The organism is Haloarcula salina, from assembly GCF_010119195.1.
GTDB lineage: Archaea > Halobacteriota > Halobacteria > Halobacteriales > Haloarculaceae > Haloarcula > Haloarcula salina.
This window is the reverse complement of sequence record NZ_WRXL01000006.1, coordinates 226,426-244,417: the sequence shown is the minus strand read 5'-3', so window position 1 is coordinate 244,417 and position 17,992 is coordinate 226,426. Positions and strand designations below refer to the sequence as shown.

Here is a 17,992-nt window from a genome sequence, read left to right as displayed (position 1 = left end):
ATGTCCCGCGAGTCGTACCAGCGGTTGCTGGACGATCTCAGAGCCGACGTGGTCGGTATGGGCGACCTGGTCGTCGAGCGCCTCGACGCTGCGCTGACGGCGCTGGAGACGAACGACGAGGCCCTCGCCCGGGAAGTCATCGACGGCGACGACGAGATCAACGAGCTGTATCTCTCCCTCGAATCGGACTGCATCGACCTGTTCGCCCTCCAGCAGCCGGTCGCGAGCGACCTGCGGTTCGTCGCCGCCTCGTTCAAGATCATCACCGACCTCGAACGCGTCGGCGACCTCGCGACGAACCTCGGCGCGTACGCGCTGGCGACCGACCGCCGACTCGCGCCCGAGGTCGACGTGGACACCATCGGCCGCGAGGCGACCGACATGATCGAGCGGAGCCTCGACGCCTACGAGCGCGAGGACGTGGCCGCCTGCCGGGAGATCGCGGCCGACGACGACGACCTCGACGCGCTCTGTCAGCAGGCCAGCGAGACCGTCGCCCGCGACCTCATCGAGCGTGAGGGAGACGGCGACGACCTCTGGTCGGTCGAACAGCTGCTCGACGACGTCTCGCGGCTGCTGCTGACGGTGCGGGACCTCGAACGCGTCGGCGATCACGCCGTCAACGTCGCGGCGCGCACGCTGTACATGGTCGAGACCGACTCCGAACTCCTCTACTGACATGGAGCAACGCAAGATACAGACGGTCGGCGGCGGCACGTACACGGTCTCGCTCCCGAAGGAATGGGCCGAGTCCGAGGACTGCACGGCCGGGACGTCGGTGAACCTCCACACGCACATCGACGGCCTGCTCGTCATCCAGACGCCCGAGTCCGAGGCCGAGACGACCAGCCGCGTCTCGCTCGAAATCGGGTCGGACGAGCCCGACGGAATCGAGCAGACGCTCCGGGCGGCCTACGCCGCCGGCGTCGAGTCCGTCGTCCTCGACGCGCCGGAGGGCTTCTCCGATGCCCAGCACCGCGCCGTCGAGCGCGTCGCGCGGAACCTGACCGGCGTGACCGTGACCGAGGCGACCGACACGCGCGTGACCGTCCAGACGCTGCTCGACGCGAGCGAGGTGTCGGTCACCCAGTCGGTCCGCCAGCTCCAGTTCGTCGCGCTGTCGATGCACCGGGACGCGACGGCCACGCTGACGAGCGGGTCGACCGGCGACCGGTGGGGCGAGCGCGACGAGCAGGCCGACCGGCTGTACGCGATGATCGACCGCTACTTCGAGCGCGGGCTCGCCCGGCTCGACGAGATCGACGCGCTCGGGCTGACGCGCCCGGAGCTGTTCGGCCGCTGGGCGACGGCGAACGAACTCGAACGCGTCGCCGACCACGCCGAGCGCATCGGACTCGTCGCCGAGCGGCTGGACGAGCCGCCGGACGAGGCCCTCGCCGCCGACCTCGACGACCTGGCGCGGGACGCCCGCGCCGTCGTGGAGGACGCCGTCCGCGTGGTCATCGGCGACGCCCACGTCGACACCGCGCGACAGACCCTCTCGCGACGCCGGTCGGTCTGCGACCGCGTCGGCGACCTCGATCAGCGCCTCTTCGAGTCGACCGACGCCGACTACCGCCTGACGCGCGTGCTCGACAGCCTCTCGCGGACCGCACAGCACGGCGGTAACATCGCCGAGTTCGGCCTGCGGATGGCGGTCCGCGACGGCGGCCTGACCGACCCCGTCCCGGAGGAGGGCGCGAGCGCGTCGGGGCCGTCGGCCGAGTCCGAGAGCTGAGCCGACCCGCTGTCTCCGTGTGCCGTGACGACCGAAACTCACAGCACCCAAGTCCCGACGGGCCGGAGGCCGCGTATGGTCGACTGGGACGTGTATCTGGTCACGCAGGCGTCGCTCTCCGCGGGTCGGGACACCGCCGACGTGGTCGCCGCCGCCATCGAGGGCGGCGTCGGCGTCGTCCAGCTCCGCGAGAAGGACCGCTCGGCGCGCGAGCGCTACGAAACGGGGCGACGAGTGCGAGAGCTGACCCGCGAGGCCGGCGTCGCATTCGTCGTCAACGACCGGGTGGACCTGGCGCAGGCGCTCGACGCCGACGGCGTCCACCTCGGCGACGACGACCTGCCGGTGCCCGTCGCGCGGGACCTCCTCGGCCCGGACGCCATCGTCGGGCGCTCCGTCTCGACCGTCGAGGCCGCCCGCGACGCCGAAGCGGCGGGGGCCGACTACCTCGGCGTCGGCGCGGTGTTCGCCACCGGGTCGAAAGACGACATCCCCGAGGACGAACGCGCGGTCGGGACCGAGCGGGTCGCCGCCATCGCCGACGCCGTCGAGATACCGCTGGTGGGAATCGGCGGTATCACGGCCGAGAACGCGGCCGACGTGGTCGCGGCCGGAGCCGACGGCGTCGCCGTCATCACCGCGATAACGGGAGCCGAGGACCCGGCGGCGGCGACGGCCGACCTCGCCGCGGCGGTCGAGCGCGGCCGCTCGGGGAACTGAGATCGGTCGGGGACCTGACGGCCGCACGTGAACTACCGGGCCGGACCCCGGAACCGCCGGCTCCGTCAGCCCCGCAGTTTCTCCCGCAGGCGTCGCTCGTCGACGTGGTACTTGAACGCCGGCGAGCCGTCGACGAAGACGTACGGGACGCGCTCGCCGTACTCCGCTTGCAGTTCGGGGTCCGAATCCACGTCGACGAGGTCCAGCGCCACCGCGACCCCCTCGTCGTCGGCGACCCGCTCGATGGTCTCGACGGCCTCCTCGCAGAGGTGGCAGTCCTCGCGCGTGTAGACGGTGACCGACACGTCGCTCATCGCCGGGACGTACGCGGTCGGCGACCAAAGGCCCTGCCGTCGCCGATGGGTTTCAGTGTCTCGGGCCACAATCGGGGGTATGACGGACTGGACTGCCGCCGACATGCCCTCCATGACGGACCGGACGGTCGTCGTAACGGGCGCGAACAGCGGACTGGGACTCGAAGGATCGAAGGCGTTCGCCCGGCAGGGCGCGACGGTGGTGATGGCCTGCCGGAGCGTCGACCGCGGCGAGGCGGCCGCCGACGAGATCCGCTCGGCCGTGCCCGACGCGGACCTCGACGTGCGCGAGTGCGACCTCGGTGACCTCGACAGCGTGGCGGCGTTCGCCGACGGCCTCCGCGGCGACTACGACGCCGTCGACGCGCTCTGTAACAACGCCGGCGTGATGGCGATTCCCCGGAGCGAGACCGAAGACGGCTTCGAGACGCAGTTGGGCGTCAACCACCTCGGGCACTTCGCGCTGACCGGCCGCCTGCTGGACCTGCTCGACGCCGCCGACGGCGAGGCGCGGGTCGTCACGCAGTCGAGCGGGCTCCACGAGCGCGGCGAGATCGACTTCGAGGACCTGCAGTCCGAGGCGTCCTACGACCGGTGGGACGCCTACGCCCAGAGCAAGCTCGCGAACCTCCTCTTTGCCTACGAACTCCAGCGGCGACTGGAGCGCTACGGCTGGGACGACGTGGTGAGCGTCGCCTGCCACCCCGGCTACGCCGACACGGAACTCCAGTTCCGCGGGCCGCGCGAGACGGGGTCGACCGCGCGGGCGGTGGCCATGCGCGCCGCCAACGCGGTGTTCGCCCAGTCGGCCGCGCAGGGCGCGCTGCCGATGCTCTACGCGGCGACGGCCGCTGACGTCACCGGCGGCGAGTACGTCGGCCCCGACGGCCTGTTCGGGATGCGCGGCGCGCCCGAGTTCCAGGAGTCGAGCCCGGCCTCCTACGACGAGACCGCCGCGGAGCGGCTCTGGATGGTCTCGACAGATCTCACCGATGTCGAGTACGACTTCGGCGACGAGCCGGTGGTCGACGCGACGCCGACCGACGGAGAGTCCGGCGGCTCGACCGGTCGCCGATTCGCCGCGCTCGCGGTCGCCGGCGGTGTCGCGCTGGTGGCCGGCCGCTGGCTCGCACGCCGACGCGACGGCGACGCGAACTGACGGCCGCGGCCCGTCTCGATTCGCGGTCCGGCCGACGCTTGCCGCACCTTTTCGTAGGGGGCCGTCGAACCCCGTCGGTACATGCAGACAGCGCAGATCGCCGCCAGACTGCTCGCCGGACTGGCCCTCATCCTCGCCAACGGCTTCTTCGTCGCCATCGAGTTCGCCCTGACCAGGGCCAGACAGTACTCGGAGTCGGAGTTCGACGAACCCGGCCTGCGGCGGGCCTGGGAGATGACCGACGACCTCGAGATCTACCTGACGAGCTGTCAGGTCGGCATCACCGCCTCCAGCATCGCCGTCGGTATCGTCGCCGAACCCGCGCTCGCGGCCATCTTCGAGCCGTACTTCCAGTCCTCCGGGCTGGCCGGCGTCGGGGCCGGCGCGGCCATCGCCTTCCTCATCATCAACCTCGTCCACCTTACTCACGGCGAGCAGACGCCGACCTATCTCGGCGTCGAGCGCGCGAAGTTCGTCTGTCGGTACGGCGCGACCCCGCTGTACTACTTCGCCATGCTCATTTCGCCGCTCATCAAGGTGGGCGACAGCGTCGCGAAGTGGACGCTCGGCCTGTTCGGCGTCGAGATGTCCGGCGCGTGGCTGGAGGCCGAGGTCGACTCGTTCGAATCACGCGCGGAACTGCGCAACGAACTCGGATCGGTCCTCGAACGCGGCGACCTCTCGGACGAACGCCGCGAGGAAGTGCTGTCCGCGTTCCGCGTGGGCGATCGTCCGGTCAGCGAGGTGATGGTCCCCCGCGAGGACGTCGTCGCACTGTCGACGACCGACGACGACGAGGCCAACGCCACGCGCATCGCGGAGACGCCGCACACCCGCTACCCGCTCGTCGGCGAGGACTTCGAGGACTTCCTGGGCATCGTCTACATCCCCGCGCTCGTCGACGAGCGCGAGGAACAGGACGGGTCGGGCGGCCTGCTCGACGGTATCGACCTCGAAGCCATCGCCTCGCCGTCGATGACGCTGGCCGCCGACACCAGCGTCAGCGACGCGATCGACCAGTTCCAGGCCGAGAACCAGGAGGTCGCGCTGGTGATGCAAGACGGCGAGGTGGTCGGCCTGGTGACGGTCACCGACCTGCTCGAAGAAGTCGTCGGCGACATCCAGGACCCGATCGACGCCGAGGCCGGCGTGGAGTGACGCTGAAAGCATTTACCGGTCGGCCGGCAACCGACGCCCATGCCCTCCCGCCGGACCCTCCTCGGAACCGTCGCCTGTACGCTCGTTGCAGGCTGTTCCGGGGTCAGTGACGACCCCTCGACGGACGCCACGGCGACCCCAGCCCCGGTGGTGTTGTCACTGGTCGCTGCCGCGGCAGTGCCCGAAACAGCGACTGTTGGCATTTTTTCTGAGACAACTGCGGACATCAGAGCGGCCATCCGCGACGCCTCGACAGACGTCACGGACCACGAGTGGGCGCACATGTTTCACGAATTCGACTGTTTCGCGTTCGACGGCGTGACGTACGAAATCACTGAAGGCGCGACCGGGTCCGGCGGGTACGTCAACGAGTACAGCGTGACCGAAGTCGACGAGCCCGGGAATGAGTCGACGGTTCGCGTGGCCGACCTCCCCGACAGCGACCGGCGCGCCGTCATCGACGCGATAGCGTCGGGCGAGCACAGATACGACTCCGACGCGGGCGGATTCGACCCATACTCCTCTGTATACGTTTACAACGGCTCGTACTACGTGTTCTCACTGGATTCTCATGCGGACAAGCCCCTCGTGGCAACGTATGTGATCGAAGAGGCGGACGACAACCGGTGCGTGACGCTCGAACCGCTGTCGCTCGACGATGCCCAGGTCACCGCACTCGATACGGCACTCCAGTCGGATGGGGAGCCGACCGTCACCGGTGGCACGGCCCGAATGATCGCCGCATCGGACGTTGCGTTCCTCATCCGGGACGGGGACTGCTACAAACTATCCACTCCGGCTCACGGGAGCGAGGTCTGAGACGGCTACCGCGGCGGCGTGTAGAGATTCACCGTCTCCAGGGGCTCGTCGCCGTCGTTCTCGATGCCGTGGCGCTCGCCGGCCTCGATGCGGACGAGGTCGCCGGCAGCGAGTCGCTGTTCTTCGCCGTCGACGGTCGCGACGCCGCTCCCGCGGACGACGAACAGCCACTGGTCGCTGTCGGCGTGGTAGTTCTCGGGACCGCCGACCGACCGTCCCGGCTCGACGGTCATCTCCGCGACCTGTGCCTCCTCGGTCTCCATGACGACCTCGAAGTAGCGGTCGAAGTCGAGGTGCGCGCGCTCCATACGCGTCAGTCCGCTCGCGGCACCGAGTCGCTTTCGGCGACGGCGAGTTTCGGCCGGGTCCGAAGACCGCTGTCCGTCTCAGTCGCCGCCCGCCAGCCACCCGACCCGGCCGGCGAGCCTGGCGGCGACCCCCTCGAAGTGGGCGGTGCTCCAGACCGCGACGACGACCGCGCCGAGCGTGTTGAACACGAGGTCGTTCACGATGTCGCTCGTCCCGTACTGGGCGAGGACCGCCTCCCCGCCGACCGTCGACGCGAGGCCGCCGCTGGCGAACTCCAGTACCTCCCAGGCCACGCCGACCGCGAGGACGAACAGGACGAGGAAGGTCGCGCGGAACTCGGGGTTGAATCCGACGGATCCCGAGTGGCGCTCCACGCCTCTGGCGACGGCGTAGCCCATCCCCGCCACCAGCGTCGCCGAGACCGTGTGGGTCAGGCTGTCGTACCAGCCGAGCGACTGGTACAGTTCGAACGCGCCGACCGCGTGTAACGTCGCCGCCAGCGTGATCCACACCGCGAGCCCGGTGTCCATCGCGTAGCCGTACTCCCGGCGGAGCAGGGCCGGCAGGAACGTGATGGCGAGCGGGCCGCCGCTGTTGACGAACAGCGTCGAGTTCCCCCGGACGAGCGCGAGCGCGGCGATCGCGGCGAGGACGACCTGCATCGCCCGGACGGCGACCCGGTGGCGCTGGCCGCCCTCGGGACGGGACGCTCCCGCTCGGTCCGACGCCGACCCGTCGGGCTCGGAGACGCGCAGTCGGGCGATGCGCTCCGACCGATCGAAGTACAGCTCGAACACGACGCCGGCGACCACGCCGGCGGTCGTCGCGGTGACGAGGTCCCACATCAGCTCGGTCTGTCCGTCGAGGAACGCGGTCCCGAAGAGGGCGTCAGCCGCGTAGATTGCGACTGCCCAGACGCCAGCGAACGCCATCGTTACGACGACGACGAACACCGTCGCGAACCGCGGCGTCATCTCCAGCGACGTGAACGAGTCGAGGGCGACGGCGACCAGCAGGGCGAGCCCGCCGACCGCGAGGAACGGCGTGACCTGCGGGAAGCCGCCCAGCAGCCGGACGGCCACCGGCAGCGCCACCAGCCCGAGCAGCTCCGCGGGAAACGTCTGTTCGAGGTCACGCGTCGCCAGCGGGACGCCGACCGCGACCGCGACGAGCAGCGCCACGAGCACCGCCCAGTCCCAGTCGCCCGCGACGGCGAACCGACCGACTCCACCGACGAGTCCGCCCGTCACCGCCCACGAGAGAAGCGCGTCGAGTCGCCGTCGCTCGATGAGGGACCGTAGCGAAACCATTGCTACCCGTCGCTACTCCCGGGTGCGTAATGAAGGCACGGCGCGCGCCTGCCGGATGAGCACCGCTGCGCCCAGCGTCGTCGCTCTCTGGGCCCGCGTCACGCGACTGACCGACGGGCGTCTGACGAGGATATATCTCTCTGGCGGCCTCATTTCCGGTATTCAATGGACGAAGCGTTTCTCGACCTCGAATCGGTCGATGTCGAACTAGAAGAGGAGTTGCTCGAAGCGATCGACGAGAAGGCGTTCGCCGACCACCGCGACAACCGCGACGCGGCGATCCGCGACCTGCTCGACGAGTGGCTGAAAGAGCGCGCCGCGGCCGAGGCCGCGGCGGGCAACGAGCGCCCGGACGCTGATACAGACGACGAGTCGGCGTGAGCGGCCCGACGGCGCTCTGCCCGTCACACGCTGACCGTCTCGCCGAGTTCGGGCGCGTCGGCGTCGTAGCCGTCTTCCCGGAGCGTCGTCGCGAACGCGTCACAGCGGTCGCCGTGATTGATCAGGATCGGCGCGTCACGGTAGCTGTCGAGGAACTCCAGGAGCCCGTCTCGGTCGGCGTGCGCCGAGAAATCGAACTGCTCTACCTTCGCGCTGACGGGCATGATCCGCCCATCGATTTCTGCGCTGCCGGTCTCTAGCAGGTCGCGTCCCGGCGTCCCCTCGACCTGATAGCCCGTCATCGCGATCTTGTTCGTCGGGTTCGCTCGGATCGCGGGAATGTAGGTCATCGCCGGACCGCCCGAGAGCATCCCGCTGGTGGTGACGATCGCGGCCTTCTGCTCGGTGATGCGCTCGCGCTGACCGTCGCGGCCCGTGACGAAGCGCGCGTGCGATTTCGCCCGCCGGAACGCGTCGGCGTCGCGGAGGAACTCCGGGTACTGGTCGAGCATCTCGGTCACCTGCTTGCCCATCCCGTCGACGTAACAGGGGATGTCGTACGCCTCGCAGACGAGGAGCATCTCCTGGGTCCGTCCGATGGCGAAGGCCGGAACGACGACCGTCCCGCCCTCCCAGAGCGTCGTCTGGACGCTCTCAGCGAAGCGCTCCTCGACCGTCGCGCGGTCCTCGTGTTCCACGTCGCTGTACGTGCTCTCGCAGACGACCGCGTCCGCGTCGGGACGTGCAGTGGTCCCCGGGACGAGGCGCTGGTCCTCGGTGTGGAAGTCGCCGGTGTACAGCAGTCGCGTCTCGCCGTCGTCGACGAGGACGTGGGCGCTCCCGGGGATGTGGCCGGCGTCGTAGAACGTGATCTCGTAGCCGGCGGCCTCGAAGGACTCGCGGTAGCCGTGGGTCTCGGAGACCTGCGTGACCCGCCGCAGGTTCGTCTCGGTGAACGGGCACTGGAGCGTCCCGCCGTGGAGCTTCAGCGTGTCGCGGGCCAGCGTCATCGCCAGTTCGTACGTCGGCGGCGTCCAGTGGATCGGCGGGCGTCGGTCGCCCGACAGCAGCGCCGGGACCGTCCCGACGTGGTCGAGGTGGCCGTGGGAGACGACGACGGCGTCGGGCGACGGCGTCCGAACCGGGAACTGCGGCGGGTTCCCGGTCAGGAGTCCGAAATCGAGCAACAGCGATTCGTCGACGAGGAGCGCGCTCCGCCCGACTTCGCCGACGCCGCCGAGGAACTGGACCTCCATCGCCTCACCGTAGCGGGGCGACCGCTTTCCGTTCGTCGGTTCGTGGCTCCGTCTGCACCGACTCACAGCGGGCGTCGCTCGGCGGCGCTTCTCCGTGCGACGCTCCCGGTCTCGTTTCACGACGCACTGTCAGGTCGCGTGAATTCCTCGCCCGAATCGACACCGATACCCCGCCGTCTCGTGGTATCCTGTGACATATGGACGTGTCGGTTGTGTAATGGTACCGTACTAGCATAAACAATTATTATACTACGGTCCGATAGTTCAGTTGTCATGGCGACACGCCAGCAGACCCCGACGACGTACCACACGTGCAGTTGCGGTGAGGAGTTCGACACGACGGAGGAACTCCTCGAACACGCACGAGAGGCACACGGGCTCAGCGTACACTGACTGGCGTCACAATCACGGTTTTTCGCGGTCTCGAAGAACGGTTAGGATGTCGTGTCGATGTCCTGGCGGACGCTGAAGCGCGCGTAGCCGCCGTGCGAGAGGTCCAGCGCGCCGAGCCACCAGTTCCACCGCTCGGCCAGGCCGTAGTCGTCCGGCGCGTCTTCGAGGTTGCGGATCACGTCCGCGACCGTCAGTTCCGCCCCGAAGTCGGTGGCGAACTGGTCGGACTCTGAGAGGTCTCTCGCCTGGCGAGCGACGACCGGAACGAGGTCCGGATCGCCGTCGAACGTCTCGCGGAGTTCGCGTTCGAGTTCCTGTCGGTCCACGTCTGCCTGTAGGCCGTTCCTCCGACTTGAATCCACGGTCGCCGCGGCTGCGGGTCGCTATCGCTCGGTCGCCCGCGCCCTTCTCTGCGAAAAGGAAACTGCAGCCTCGCGCTACGACCTCGGCGGGTCAGTTGCCTGCTCCACGGCTCGCTCCGCTCTCCGTGTCGCTACGAGGCCTCGTGCGCTATCGCGTACTCGGCCTCGCCCTTCTCCGCGGGTCGCATCCGCTCCCCGCTCCGATTCGCGGGCTCTTTCACGCTGTTCAGTCGCCCGCGCCCTTCTCGATCGGCGCGCCGACGAGGTTGCCCCACTCGGTCCAGGAGCCGTCGTAGTTGATGGCGTCCTCGTAGCCCAGCAGTTCGTGGAGCGCGAACCAGGCGACGGAGGAGCGCTCGCCGATGCGGCAGTAGGCGACCGTCGTGGAGTCGCCGTCGATGCCGTGTTCCGCGTAGAGCTCCGCGAGCTCGTCGTAGTCCTTGAAGGTGCCGTCGTCGTTGGTGACGGCGGCCCAGGAGATGTTCTGTGCGCCGGGGATGTGGCCGCCGCGCTGGGCGGTCTCCTGCAGTCCGGGGGGCGCGAGGATCTCGCCGGAGTACTCCTCGGGCGAGCGAACGTCGACCAGCGGCACGTCGCGCTCGATGGCGTTCTCGACGTCCTCGCGGTAGGCGCGGATGGACTCGCGCGGGCCGGAGGCCTCGTAGTCGACCGCGGAGAACTCGGGGACCTCGTCGGTGAGTTCGTAGTCGTTCTCGACCCAGTACTCGCGGCCGCCGTCGAGGAGCTTCACGTCGTCGTGGCCGTAGTACTTGAACTGCCAGTAGGTGTAGGCGGCGAACCAGTTGGAGTTGTCACCGTAGAGGACGACCGTCGAGTCCTCGCTGATGCCGTGACTGCCCAGCAGGTCCTCGAAGTCTTCCTTGTCGAGGATGTCGCGTGTCGTCTGATCCTGGAGCTGTGTCTCCCAGTTGAAGCCGATCGCGCCGGGCGCGTGGCTCTCGTCGTACAGTTCCGTGTCCACGTCGACCTCTACCAGTCGGTGGGACGGGTCGTCGCTCTGGAAATCGTCGAGGTGCTCGCTCACCCAGTCGGCGGAGACGAGCACGTCGTTGGCGTAGTCGGTCATCGTGCACCCGACCGTAAGCCTACCGAACATATATTACCACGACTTTCGGCATGTTCGGCCACTCGTCCACCGTGGAGGCAGATATTGCCGAAACCAGTGAACTAGTCGCACTGACACGACGAGCCTGCGACGGACGCGACGCCTGGGCTGGCAGGGGACCGATCGTGCCGGTCCCTCGCGGGCCGAGACGCGGACACATTTGCCACCGTCTTCGACCGACTCCGATGGGAGTTTTCAAGCGCTCGGAGCGGAAACGACACGACGATGACCGATTTCGTCTCCGCGGAGTGGGTCGCGAGCCGGTCGGACCTGCGACTGGTCGACGTTCGCGACGCCTGGGAGTACGACGGCCTCGGCCACCTGCCGGGCGCAGTGAACGTCCCGTTCGACTCCTTCCGGGCCGACGAGCACGCGGCGGAAGCGAGCGACGGCGACGGCAGCGGGATGCTCCCCGCCGAGGACGACTGGGCTGACCTGCTCTCGACGGCCGGTATCGATCGGGAGAGCGAGATCGTCGCCTACGACGACCACCACGGCGTCTTCGCCGCGCGCTTCCTCGTCACCGCCGAACTGCTGGGCCACGACCCCGAGCGGCTGCACCTGCTCGACGGCGACTTCTCCAGCTGGCAGCTCGAACGCGAGACGTCGAGCGAGACGCCGGACGTCGAGCCGACCGAGTACGCCGTCCAGCGCCCGGCGTCGACGCCGCTGGTCGGCCCCGACGAGGTCGCCGCGGCCGCCGACGACCCCGACGCCGTCGTCGTCGACACCCGCGAGGACGAGGAGTACGACGCGGGGCACATCCCCGGCGCGGTCCTGCTCGACTGGCGCGACCTCGTCGACGACGAGACCCGCGGCCTGCTCGCGCGCGAGGCGGCGCTGTCCGTCCTCGAATCGGCCGGCATCCTCCCCGAAAAGCGCGTCGTCCTCTACTGCAACACGGCTCGGCGCATCAGCCACACCTACGTCGTCCTCCGTCACCTCGGCTTCGAGCGGGTCGACTTCTACGAGGGTAGCCTCACCGAGTGGGAGGTACAGGACCGCCCGCTGGAGACGAACTGACCCGTCTGCACTCACTGCAACGTCTGCTGCCCGTCGAGTCGCGCGTCCGCCAGTATCGACGTGAGCTCGACGAGCAGCGCGATGACGACGGGGCCGGCGATGAACCCGACCGCGCCGAGCGACAGCACGCCGCCGGTGAAGCCGACGAAGTAGAGGCTCGCGGGCAGTCCGGTCGTGTACCGCGCGAGGCGCGGCCTGATGACGGCGTCGGGCAGGAACCCGACGAAGACGAGTCCGACCACGGTGACGAGCACCGCGCCGCTCACGTCGCCGGCGACGAGGTCGGCCGCGGCGATGGCGAGGACCACGATGCTCGGGCCGACGACGGGGACGAACTGGAGGACGCCCGCGACCACCGCCAGCGCGAACGCGCCCTGATACCCGAGCAGCCAGAAGACGAGCCAGGCCGTGAGGAAGGTCCCGAACGCCGTCGCCCCCTGCAGGACGTAGATGGCGTATAACGTCCCTCGAAGTCGCTCGTGGAGCCGTTCGACGATATCGTGGTACTCGCCCGGGACGGTCCGATAGACGACGTCCGCGGGGGCGCGGGGCCGCCAGAGCATCGCGTAGACGAGGATGGCGAACAGCACCATCTTCAGCGCGATGACGGGCGACTCGCCCGCGAGTCTCACGGCGAGCGCCGCGAGCTCCGTCCGGCCCGCCACCAACGCGGATTCGATGTCGACGACGTAGACGAACTCAGCGACCTCGAGCGTCAGCGTGTCCGGGAGCTGCTGGACGAACGTGAACAGGTCCATCCGGCGGAGGTACAACACGCCCCCGAGCGGCACGAGAATCAGCGTCCCCGAGCCGAACGCGACGACGGTCACCAGCGCGGCGGCCAGTCGCTTGTGGAGGCCGTGTCCGACGAGCCACTCGGAGAGCGGGAAGAGCACGTACGCGACGGTCACGGCGAAGAACACCGTCGACAGCACGCTCGACAGGAGCACGGTCGTCCCCATCCCGACGAGGGCGAGCAGGCCCGCGAGCACGTACGTCCGTCTGCGTCGAACCACGCTCTCCCTTCCGCGTCGGCCGGGAAAAGCGTTCCCGGAGGTGACAGCGAGCGTGAGTGAGCGAGCGCGGAACGGCGAACTCGCCCCACAACGGCCGGGCGACCGGCGGAGCCGCCGATCAGGACCGCGAGAACAGCGCCGCCAGCTGCTCGCGGGAGAACAGCGTCGTCGGCCGGTCCATGTGGACGCCGATCTCGCCCTCGAAGGCGGCCATCCCGGCCTTCTGTATCGGCGTCGGCGCGGAGTAGCCCGCTCGGACGGCGTGGCCCAGCCGGATCTCCCGTCTGAGGTCGTCGCGCCAGGCGCGCTCGTAGTCGCCCAGCGTCGCCGGGTCGCCGGGGTCGATTTCGCGTGCGGCGTGGTCGGCGGCGGTCATGCCGTAGCGGATGCCGCCGCCGGTAAAGGGCTTCGTCTGTGCGGCGGCGTCGCCGATCAGGAACGACCGACGACCGGTGACCCGCCGGGGAGGCCCGATCGGGATGAGCCCCGAGCAGCGGCGGTCGGTCTCGACGCCGTAGCCGTCGACGAAGTCCTCGAACCGTCCGCGGGCGTCGTCGCCCGGCGGGACGGCCAGCCCGTACTCGACGCCGGCCTCGCCCCGCGGGATGCGCCACGCGAAGAAGCGCGGGACGGTGAGGTGCACGTCCACGAAGTCGCCGTGATCGACCTCGTCGCTGAACCCGAGGACGCCGTGGAGCAGTTCGTCGGGTTCCGGGAGCCCGAGTTCGCGCCGGACGCGGCTCTTGGGCCCGTCGCAGCCTGCGACCATCTTCGCGCGGTGGGTCTCGACGCCGTCCGGCCCGCGGACCTCGACGGTGACGCCGTCGCGCTCCTCCGTGACGCCGACGACGGAGTGGTCCTCGCGCACGTCCGAACCGGCGTCGCGGGCCAGGCCCGCGAGGTGCTTGTCGAGGCCCACGCGGTCGATGACGTTCGAGATGACCTCGTCCTTGTAGAACGGGTGGTCCGCGCTACCCGGCCCGCCGGTGTGGAAGCGCGCACCCGATATCTCGTTCTGGAACAGGTCGTCGCGGGCGTCCTCGGTGAACTCCCAGACGTCGGTGCTCACGTGGCCCGAACAGGCCAGCGGCTCGCCGATCTCCCCCTGTTCGAAGGCGACCACGTCCAGCCCCCGCTCGGCCGCCCGGCGCGCGTACCGCGACCCGGCCGGCCCCGCCCCGACGACCACAACGTCGTACATACACGTCTCCTGGGTGTCACGAACCAAATAGCTTCGCGATTCGCCCGGTCCGTCCCCGAGCGTGCGATACCGGGATTATCCGCCCGCCGGAGTCGCCCCGCCGTGGCCGCGCCGTTCGGCCAGCCAGCCACCGAACCGCCCGGCGAGCGCACCGCCGACCGCCAGAAACAGCATGAGGAGCGCCGCGACCGCCAGCCCCATCGCGACGCCGACCGCCTGGAACCACAGCGGGTTCGGCACGGTGGGGATGATCGACACGAACTCGCCTATCGTCCAGAGCGCCGGAAGCCCCCCGACGAGGGCGGCGCGGAATCCGGTCGCGGTGCTGTTCCCGCCGCGGCGCTTGACGAGATAGCCGGCCAGCGCGCTCCCGACCGCGACCATGTTCAACGTCAGGCTTCCCGACGACCGCAGCACCTCGAGCACGGTGAACGGGGCGGCGAGGAGTCCGCCGAGCAGGGCGTACTTCCACGTCTCCGAGAGTTCGATTTGGAGGGACATCATCGAGCTATACACTCCCCGACCCCATCAGTATTTCCCGTTGATATGTCGGGGGGCCGTGGCGAATGACCCAGTCGCGGGCGACGAGGGCCGCGGTTCACCGGAGCGAGACGGTGAACGCGACGACGGCGAGCAGGAGCAGTCCCAGTGCCAGTGGCGACGGACTCCCCGCGACCGAGCGGTAGGCGAGGTAGCCGACGCCGCCGCCCGCGGCCAGCAGGACCGTCGTCGAGACGAGGTGGACGAGTTCGACGCGCAGCGTCCCGGCGGCGCGACCGACCTGCGCGCCCAGTCGGAGCGCGTGCCTGGCCGTGACCCACGCGAGGACGACCGGGACCGCCGCGGCCAGCATCCACTCGACCGACCGCCCCTCGCTCCCGGCGACGAGGACGGCGGCGAACAGGCCGGCGACGCCGGCCGTCAGCGCGAACTCGGCGTCCCGTCCAAGCCCCGCGCCGAGCGCCAGCCCGCCGACGACGGCGAGCGCGAGCGGCGCGGGTGCGGGGGCGACGAGCCCGCAGACGACGAGAACGGAGAGCGCGCTGACCGCGACGCCGAACCGCGGCAGCGCCGAGACCGACACCGGGTCACCGTTCGACATGTGCCACCTCCGAAATCGGCGTCGTCGGGTCCCAGTCCCGCACTGGAACGCCCCGCCGTCGGAGCGTCGCGAGTCGCTCGCGCCGAGTCAGGTGGCCGTACGCCCCGCCGACCGTCGACGGGTCCGTGCAGTCCGGGCTGACGACCGAGACGGAGTGACCGGCGGCGTCCAGTCGCCTCGCGAGCGAGACGCCGCCGTCGTCACACAGCGGGGTGACGAGGACCACCTGGGCGTCGGCCGAGAGCCGCGCGGCGAGGTCCGCCGCGGCGTCCGCGACGACCGTCTCATCGCTCGGCGCGGTCCAGGGGACGGCCCGGTCGCCGGCGAGTCGGTCGCGGACCGCATCGCGGTGTGCGCTCCCGGTCTTCGGCGGGAGCCAGCAGTCCGTCGCGCCGACGGTCGCGAGCCCGGTCGGGACCCCCGATTCGAGCAGCACGTCGGCGACGGCGAAGGCGGCAGCGGCCCCGTGGCGCGGCGCGGGAACGCCGCGGGGCGTCTCGGCGACGTAGGCCGCGCGGCGGGCGTCGAGGACGACCACGACACGCGGCCGCCGGGGCTCCTCGAACTCCACCGTCGCGAGGTCGCCGGTCTTCGCGCGGTGGTTCCAGTCGATGCGGCCGGGCGGGTCACCGGGTCGATACTCCCGGAGCGCGTCGAACTCGACGCCCGCGCCGCTGACGCCGGCCGTCCGGCTGCCCGACGCGAGCGTGACCTGCGGTCGCGGAGCCTCACTCTCCCGTCCGCGGCGCTCGAAGCCGCAGTCCAGCGTCGCCGGCCCGTCGACGCTCTCGACGGCCTGCACCGTCTCGCGCGCGCCGGCCACGTCGCCGACGACCGCGACCGGCGGCTCGAACCTGTGCGTCCCCGGGACCGCCTCGACGGTGTAGCTCGTCGACGCCGCCTTCCCGGGCCGGAGCGCGGTCGCGAACCGGGCCGTCCCCGAGTCGACGCCGAGCCCCGCGGGGACCCCGTCGAGGAGCCGGAGGTCCGGGACCGTCGAATCGCCGACGTTGCGGACCGTGACGGTGACTTCGACCGTCTCCCCGGGAGCCGGCGTCCGCGTGCTGACCGACCGCGACACCGCGAGGTCGGTCGACGGCCGCCAGACGCGGGCCGCGCCGGCGAGCGAGACCCCGAACGCGGCGGTCAGCACGGTCCCGGGCAGGCCGGCCACGACGCCGACCGCGCTGGTCAGCAGGACCGCCACGGTGACGCGCCTGGTCCGACCCGTCGAGCGCTCACGCGGCAGGTCCGCCGTCGGCCAGTAGGCCCCGGTCTCCGCGTCGTCGGTCGCCGCGAGTCCGCCGCCCTCGGTGGGGTCCGGTGCGTCGGTCCCCGCACGGTCGGCGAGTTCGGCGACGACGTGGCGCGCCCGCCGCGCGACGGGCAGTTCCGGGCGGACCCAGGGGAGCGACGCCCGGCGCGGGAGCGGCGGCCGGAGCCCCTCGGCGAAGAACGCGGCGGCGTCCTCGTCGTCGGTCCAGCGGCCGTTTGCGAGGCGGTCGGCGGCCCTGCCGGCGTCGCGGCCCTCAGTCCGGGCCAGCACGGCCACCGCCAGGTCGTGGAGCGCGGCGGACACCCGCTCCCGTGGCGCGAACTCGCCGTCGCCGTCCCAGTCGTCCGTCTCGTCGACCGCCCTGCGGCCGACCGTACTCACGTCGTCCAGGAGTCCGGCGAACGACGATCCCGGCGTCCGGTAGCGGGGCCGTGACTCCGGCGACGGCAGGCGGACGGCCGGCTCGTCGGACTCGAACAGCCGCCGACCCGCGATGACCACGGCCACCGTGCCGACGCCCACAGTGAGGAGCGTCGCGACGGCCCGCGGGACGAGCCCGCTCCCCAGCGCCGGAAGCGCGAGCAGGAGGCCGCCGACGGCGATGGACAGCAGGCCGACCCCGACCGAGAGTCGGCGGGTCGAGGTCACGACGCACCGCCCCCGTCGGCCGACCCGAGCGAGAGAGACAGGTCGCTCGCGAGCGACCGCGCCCGCCGCTCTCGCTCGGCGGTGGCGTCGGCGTCGCCGTACCGGACCGCACAGAACAGGTCCGTGAGTGCCGACGCCGGCCGCTCGGGCAGGCCGGCAGCGACCGCGGCGTCGCGCACGTCGGCGGCCGTCGACGCCTCGGCCGGCGTCTCGACGCGCTCTCGGAGCGCCGCCCACGCCCGATACACGTCGTTGTCCGGCGGCACGTCTGTGGCCAGCGAGACGGCGTCCGGGTCGGGTGACACGGGCGCGGGAACCGGGTCGTCACCGTCGGCCGGCGACTCGTCCGCGGTGCCCCGCGTGAGCCCGTAGAGGACCGCCAGCCCGCCGCAGACGAACAGCGCGAGGCCGGCCGCCACCTGCCACGGCGGCGGCCCGTCGCTCGACGCGCTCGCCGGCGTTGCCGTCTCCTGGTCCGGTTCTTCCACCGCGGTCGCTGACTGCGTTCCCGGCGTCTCCGCTCCGCTTCCGGGTCCGCCATACCGCTCCGGCGTCCCCGGCGTCGGCTCCTCGCGCTCGACCGTGGGCGCAGTCGAGACTGTCTCGACCGAGGCGGCCACCGCCGCGAGCGCGACGACGGCGAGGACGGCCAGCGCTATCGAACCAAGTCGCTCCATCTCA

20 protein-coding genes are annotated in these 17,992 nt (G+C 70.7%); 8 read left to right on the top strand and 12 right to left on the bottom strand.

The genetic code is table 11. The features are described 5' to 3' along the window. The 3 genes from phoU (at position 1) to thiE (ending at position 2,458) form a co-directional block, all read left to right on the top strand. The gene (gene phoU, locus GM656_RS16350; protein ID WP_162414748.1) at positions 1-678 is read left to right on the top strand and encodes a phosphate signaling complex protein PhoU; all 678 of its coding nucleotides are present in this window, start codon (positions 1-3) and stop codon (positions 676-678) included. A 1-nt stretch (position 679) separates the two neighbouring features. Continuing rightward, positions 680-1,738: a phosphate signaling complex PhoU family protein gene (locus GM656_RS16345; RefSeq protein WP_162414747.1), complete on the top strand. Its 1,059-nt coding sequence runs from the start codon at positions 680-682 to the stop codon at positions 1,736-1,738. A 75-nt stretch (positions 1,739-1,813) separates the two neighbouring features. Next, positions 1,814-2,458: a thiamine phosphate synthase gene (gene thiE / locus GM656_RS16340; RefSeq protein ID WP_162414746.1), complete on the top strand. Its 645-nt coding sequence runs from the start codon at positions 1,814-1,816 to the stop codon at positions 2,456-2,458. A 65-nt stretch (positions 2,459-2,523) separates the two neighbouring features. Here the strand turns inward: thiE and GM656_RS16335 are convergent, their stop codons facing one another. Next, positions 2,524-2,772 carry a glutaredoxin family protein gene (locus GM656_RS16335; RefSeq protein WP_162414745.1) on the bottom strand — a complete coding sequence of 83 codons (249 nt, stop codon included), beginning with the start codon at positions 2,770-2,772 and terminating at the stop codon, positions 2,524-2,526. A gap of 79 nt (positions 2,773-2,851) precedes the next feature. On the opposite strand from GM656_RS16335, the gene GM656_RS16330 reads away from it, so the two are divergent. The 3 genes from GM656_RS16330 (at position 2,852) to GM656_RS16320 (ending at position 5,908) form a co-directional block, all read left to right on the top strand. Then, the gene (locus GM656_RS16330; protein ID WP_162414744.1) at positions 2,852-3,931 is read left to right on the top strand and encodes an oxidoreductase; all 1,080 of its coding nucleotides are present in this window, start codon (positions 2,852-2,854) and stop codon (positions 3,929-3,931) included. A gap of 81 nt (positions 3,932-4,012) precedes the next feature. After that, positions 4,013-5,089, top strand: a complete 1,077-nt coding sequence (locus GM656_RS16325) for a CNNM domain-containing protein (RefSeq protein ID WP_162414743.1) — start codon at positions 4,013-4,015, stop codon at positions 5,087-5,089. Between the two features lie 39 nt (positions 5,090-5,128). Continuing rightward, complete coding sequence (locus GM656_RS16320; RefSeq protein ID WP_162414742.1) at positions 5,129-5,908, top strand: hypothetical protein; 780 nt, start codon at positions 5,129-5,131, stop codon at positions 5,906-5,908. 5 nt (positions 5,909-5,913) lie between these two features. Here GM656_RS16320 and GM656_RS16315 read toward each other — a convergent pair whose 3' ends face one another. Then, positions 5,914-6,216: a cupin domain-containing protein gene (locus tag GM656_RS16315; protein WP_162414741.1), complete on the bottom strand. Its 303-nt coding sequence runs from the start codon at positions 6,214-6,216 to the stop codon at positions 5,914-5,916. Between the two features lie 78 nt (positions 6,217-6,294). Continuing rightward, complete coding sequence (locus GM656_RS16310; RefSeq protein ID WP_162414740.1) at positions 6,295-7,527, bottom strand: hypothetical protein; 1,233 nt, start codon at positions 7,525-7,527, stop codon at positions 6,295-6,297. A 165-nt stretch (positions 7,528-7,692) separates the two neighbouring features. Here GM656_RS16310 and GM656_RS16305 point away from each other — a divergent pair, with 165 nt between their 5' ends. Further along, a complete protein-coding gene (locus GM656_RS16305) occupies positions 7,693-7,908 on the top strand; it encodes a ribbon-helix-helix protein, CopG family (protein WP_162414739.1) in 216 nt (71 codons plus the stop codon). A gap of 23 nt (positions 7,909-7,931) precedes the next feature. Here the strand turns inward: GM656_RS16305 and GM656_RS16300 are convergent, their stop codons facing one another. From GM656_RS16300 to GM656_RS16290, 3 genes are all read right to left on the bottom strand, one after another. Further along, entirely contained in the window at positions 7,932-9,164 is a 1,233-nt protein-coding gene (locus tag GM656_RS16300) for an MBL fold metallo-hydrolase (protein WP_162414776.1), read from the bottom strand. 434 nt (positions 9,165-9,598) lie between these two features. Then, positions 9,599-9,883 carry a hypothetical protein gene (locus tag GM656_RS16295; protein ID WP_174242998.1) on the bottom strand — a complete coding sequence of 95 codons (285 nt, stop codon included), beginning with the start codon at positions 9,881-9,883 and terminating at the stop codon, positions 9,599-9,601. Positions 9,884-10,145: 262 nt separating this feature from the next. Next, positions 10,146-11,006 carry a sulfurtransferase gene (locus GM656_RS16290; protein ID WP_162414737.1) on the bottom strand — a complete coding sequence of 287 codons (861 nt, stop codon included), beginning with the start codon at positions 11,004-11,006 and terminating at the stop codon, positions 10,146-10,148. A 264-nt stretch (positions 11,007-11,270) separates the two neighbouring features. Here GM656_RS16290 and GM656_RS16285 point away from each other — a divergent pair, with 264 nt between their 5' ends. Continuing rightward, positions 11,271-12,068, top strand: coding sequence for a sulfurtransferase (locus GM656_RS16285; protein ID WP_162414736.1), 798 nt, complete (start codon positions 11,271-11,273; stop codon positions 12,066-12,068). Between the two features lie 11 nt (positions 12,069-12,079). On the opposite strand, the gene GM656_RS16280 is transcribed toward GM656_RS16285, so the two are convergent. The 6 genes from GM656_RS16280 to GM656_RS16255 all read right to left on the bottom strand — a co-directional run bounded on the left by GM656_RS16280 (position 12,080) and on the right by GM656_RS16255 (position 17,988). Further along, the gene (locus tag GM656_RS16280) at positions 12,080-13,084 is read right to left on the bottom strand and encodes an AI-2E family transporter (protein ID WP_162414735.1); all 1,005 of its coding nucleotides are present in this window, start codon (positions 13,082-13,084) and stop codon (positions 12,080-12,082) included. A gap of 118 nt (positions 13,085-13,202) precedes the next feature. Further along, positions 13,203-14,285, bottom strand: coding sequence for a geranylgeranyl reductase family protein (locus GM656_RS16275; protein ID WP_162414734.1), 1,083 nt, complete (start codon positions 14,283-14,285; stop codon positions 13,203-13,205). Positions 14,286-14,360: 75 nt separating this feature from the next. After that, positions 14,361-14,789: a DUF5518 domain-containing protein gene (locus tag GM656_RS16270; RefSeq protein ID WP_241692805.1), complete on the bottom strand. Its 429-nt coding sequence runs from the start codon at positions 14,787-14,789 to the stop codon at positions 14,361-14,363. A gap of 94 nt (positions 14,790-14,883) precedes the next feature. Continuing rightward, positions 14,884-15,387 carry a DUF7519 family protein gene (locus GM656_RS16265; RefSeq protein ID WP_162414733.1) on the bottom strand — a complete coding sequence of 168 codons (504 nt, stop codon included), beginning with the start codon at positions 15,385-15,387 and terminating at the stop codon, positions 14,884-14,886. Further along, positions 15,374-17,311, bottom strand: coding sequence for a DUF58 domain-containing protein (locus GM656_RS16260; RefSeq protein ID WP_162414732.1), 1,938 nt, complete (start codon positions 17,309-17,311; stop codon positions 15,374-15,376). Before GM656_RS16260 ends, GM656_RS16265 begins: the two co-directional genes overlap by 14 nt. Continuing rightward, entirely contained in the window at positions 17,308-17,988 is a 681-nt protein-coding gene (locus tag GM656_RS16255) for a DUF4129 domain-containing protein (protein ID WP_162414731.1), read from the bottom strand. Before GM656_RS16255 ends, GM656_RS16260 begins: the two co-directional genes overlap by 4 nt. Between the last annotated feature and the right edge of the window lie 4 nt (positions 17,989-17,992).

Coding starts and splice junctions, on each gene's coding strand:
- phoU (WP_162414748.1), top strand. CDS start 1: ATGTCCCGCGAGTCGTACCAGCGGTTGCTGGACGATCTCAGAGCCGAC.
- GM656_RS16345 (WP_162414747.1), top strand. CDS start 680: ATGGAGCAACGCAAGATACAGACGGTCGGCGGCGGCACGTACACGGTC.
- thiE (WP_162414746.1), top strand. CDS start 1,814: ATGGTCGACTGGGACGTGTATCTGGTCACGCAGGCGTCGCTCTCCGCG.
- GM656_RS16335 (WP_162414745.1), bottom strand. CDS start 2,772: ATGAGCGACGTGTCGGTCACCGTCTACACGCGCGAGGACTGCCACCTC.
- GM656_RS16330 (WP_162414744.1), top strand. CDS start 2,852: ATGACGGACTGGACTGCCGCCGACATGCCCTCCATGACGGACCGGACG.
- GM656_RS16325 (WP_162414743.1), top strand. CDS start 4,013: ATGCAGACAGCGCAGATCGCCGCCAGACTGCTCGCCGGACTGGCCCTC.
- GM656_RS16320 (WP_162414742.1), top strand. CDS start 5,129: ATGCCCTCCCGCCGGACCCTCCTCGGAACCGTCGCCTGTACGCTCGTT.
- GM656_RS16315 (WP_162414741.1), bottom strand. CDS start 6,216: ATGGAGCGCGCGCACCTCGACTTCGACCGCTACTTCGAGGTCGTCATG.
- GM656_RS16310 (WP_162414740.1), bottom strand. CDS start 7,527: ATGGTTTCGCTACGGTCCCTCATCGAGCGACGGCGACTCGACGCGCTT.
- GM656_RS16305 (WP_162414739.1), top strand. CDS start 7,693: ATGGACGAAGCGTTTCTCGACCTCGAATCGGTCGATGTCGAACTAGAA.
- GM656_RS16300 (WP_162414776.1), bottom strand. CDS start 9,164: ATGGAGGTCCAGTTCCTCGGCGGCGTCGGCGAAGTCGGGCGGAGCGCG.
- GM656_RS16290 (WP_162414737.1), bottom strand. CDS start 11,006: ATGACCGACTACGCCAACGACGTGCTCGTCTCCGCCGACTGGGTGAGC.
- GM656_RS16285 (WP_162414736.1), top strand. CDS start 11,271: ATGACCGATTTCGTCTCCGCGGAGTGGGTCGCGAGCCGGTCGGACCTG.
- GM656_RS16275 (WP_162414734.1), bottom strand. CDS start 14,285: ATGTACGACGTTGTGGTCGTCGGGGCGGGGCCGGCCGGGTCGCGGTAC.
- GM656_RS16270 (WP_241692805.1), bottom strand. CDS start 14,789: ATGATGTCCCTCCAAATCGAACTCTCGGAGACGTGGAAGTACGCCCTG.
- GM656_RS16265 (WP_162414733.1), bottom strand. CDS start 15,387: ATGTCGAACGGTGACCCGGTGTCGGTCTCGGCGCTGCCGCGGTTCGGC.
- GM656_RS16255 (WP_162414731.1), bottom strand. CDS start 17,988: ATGGAGCGACTTGGTTCGATAGCGCTGGCCGTCCTCGCCGTCGTCGCG.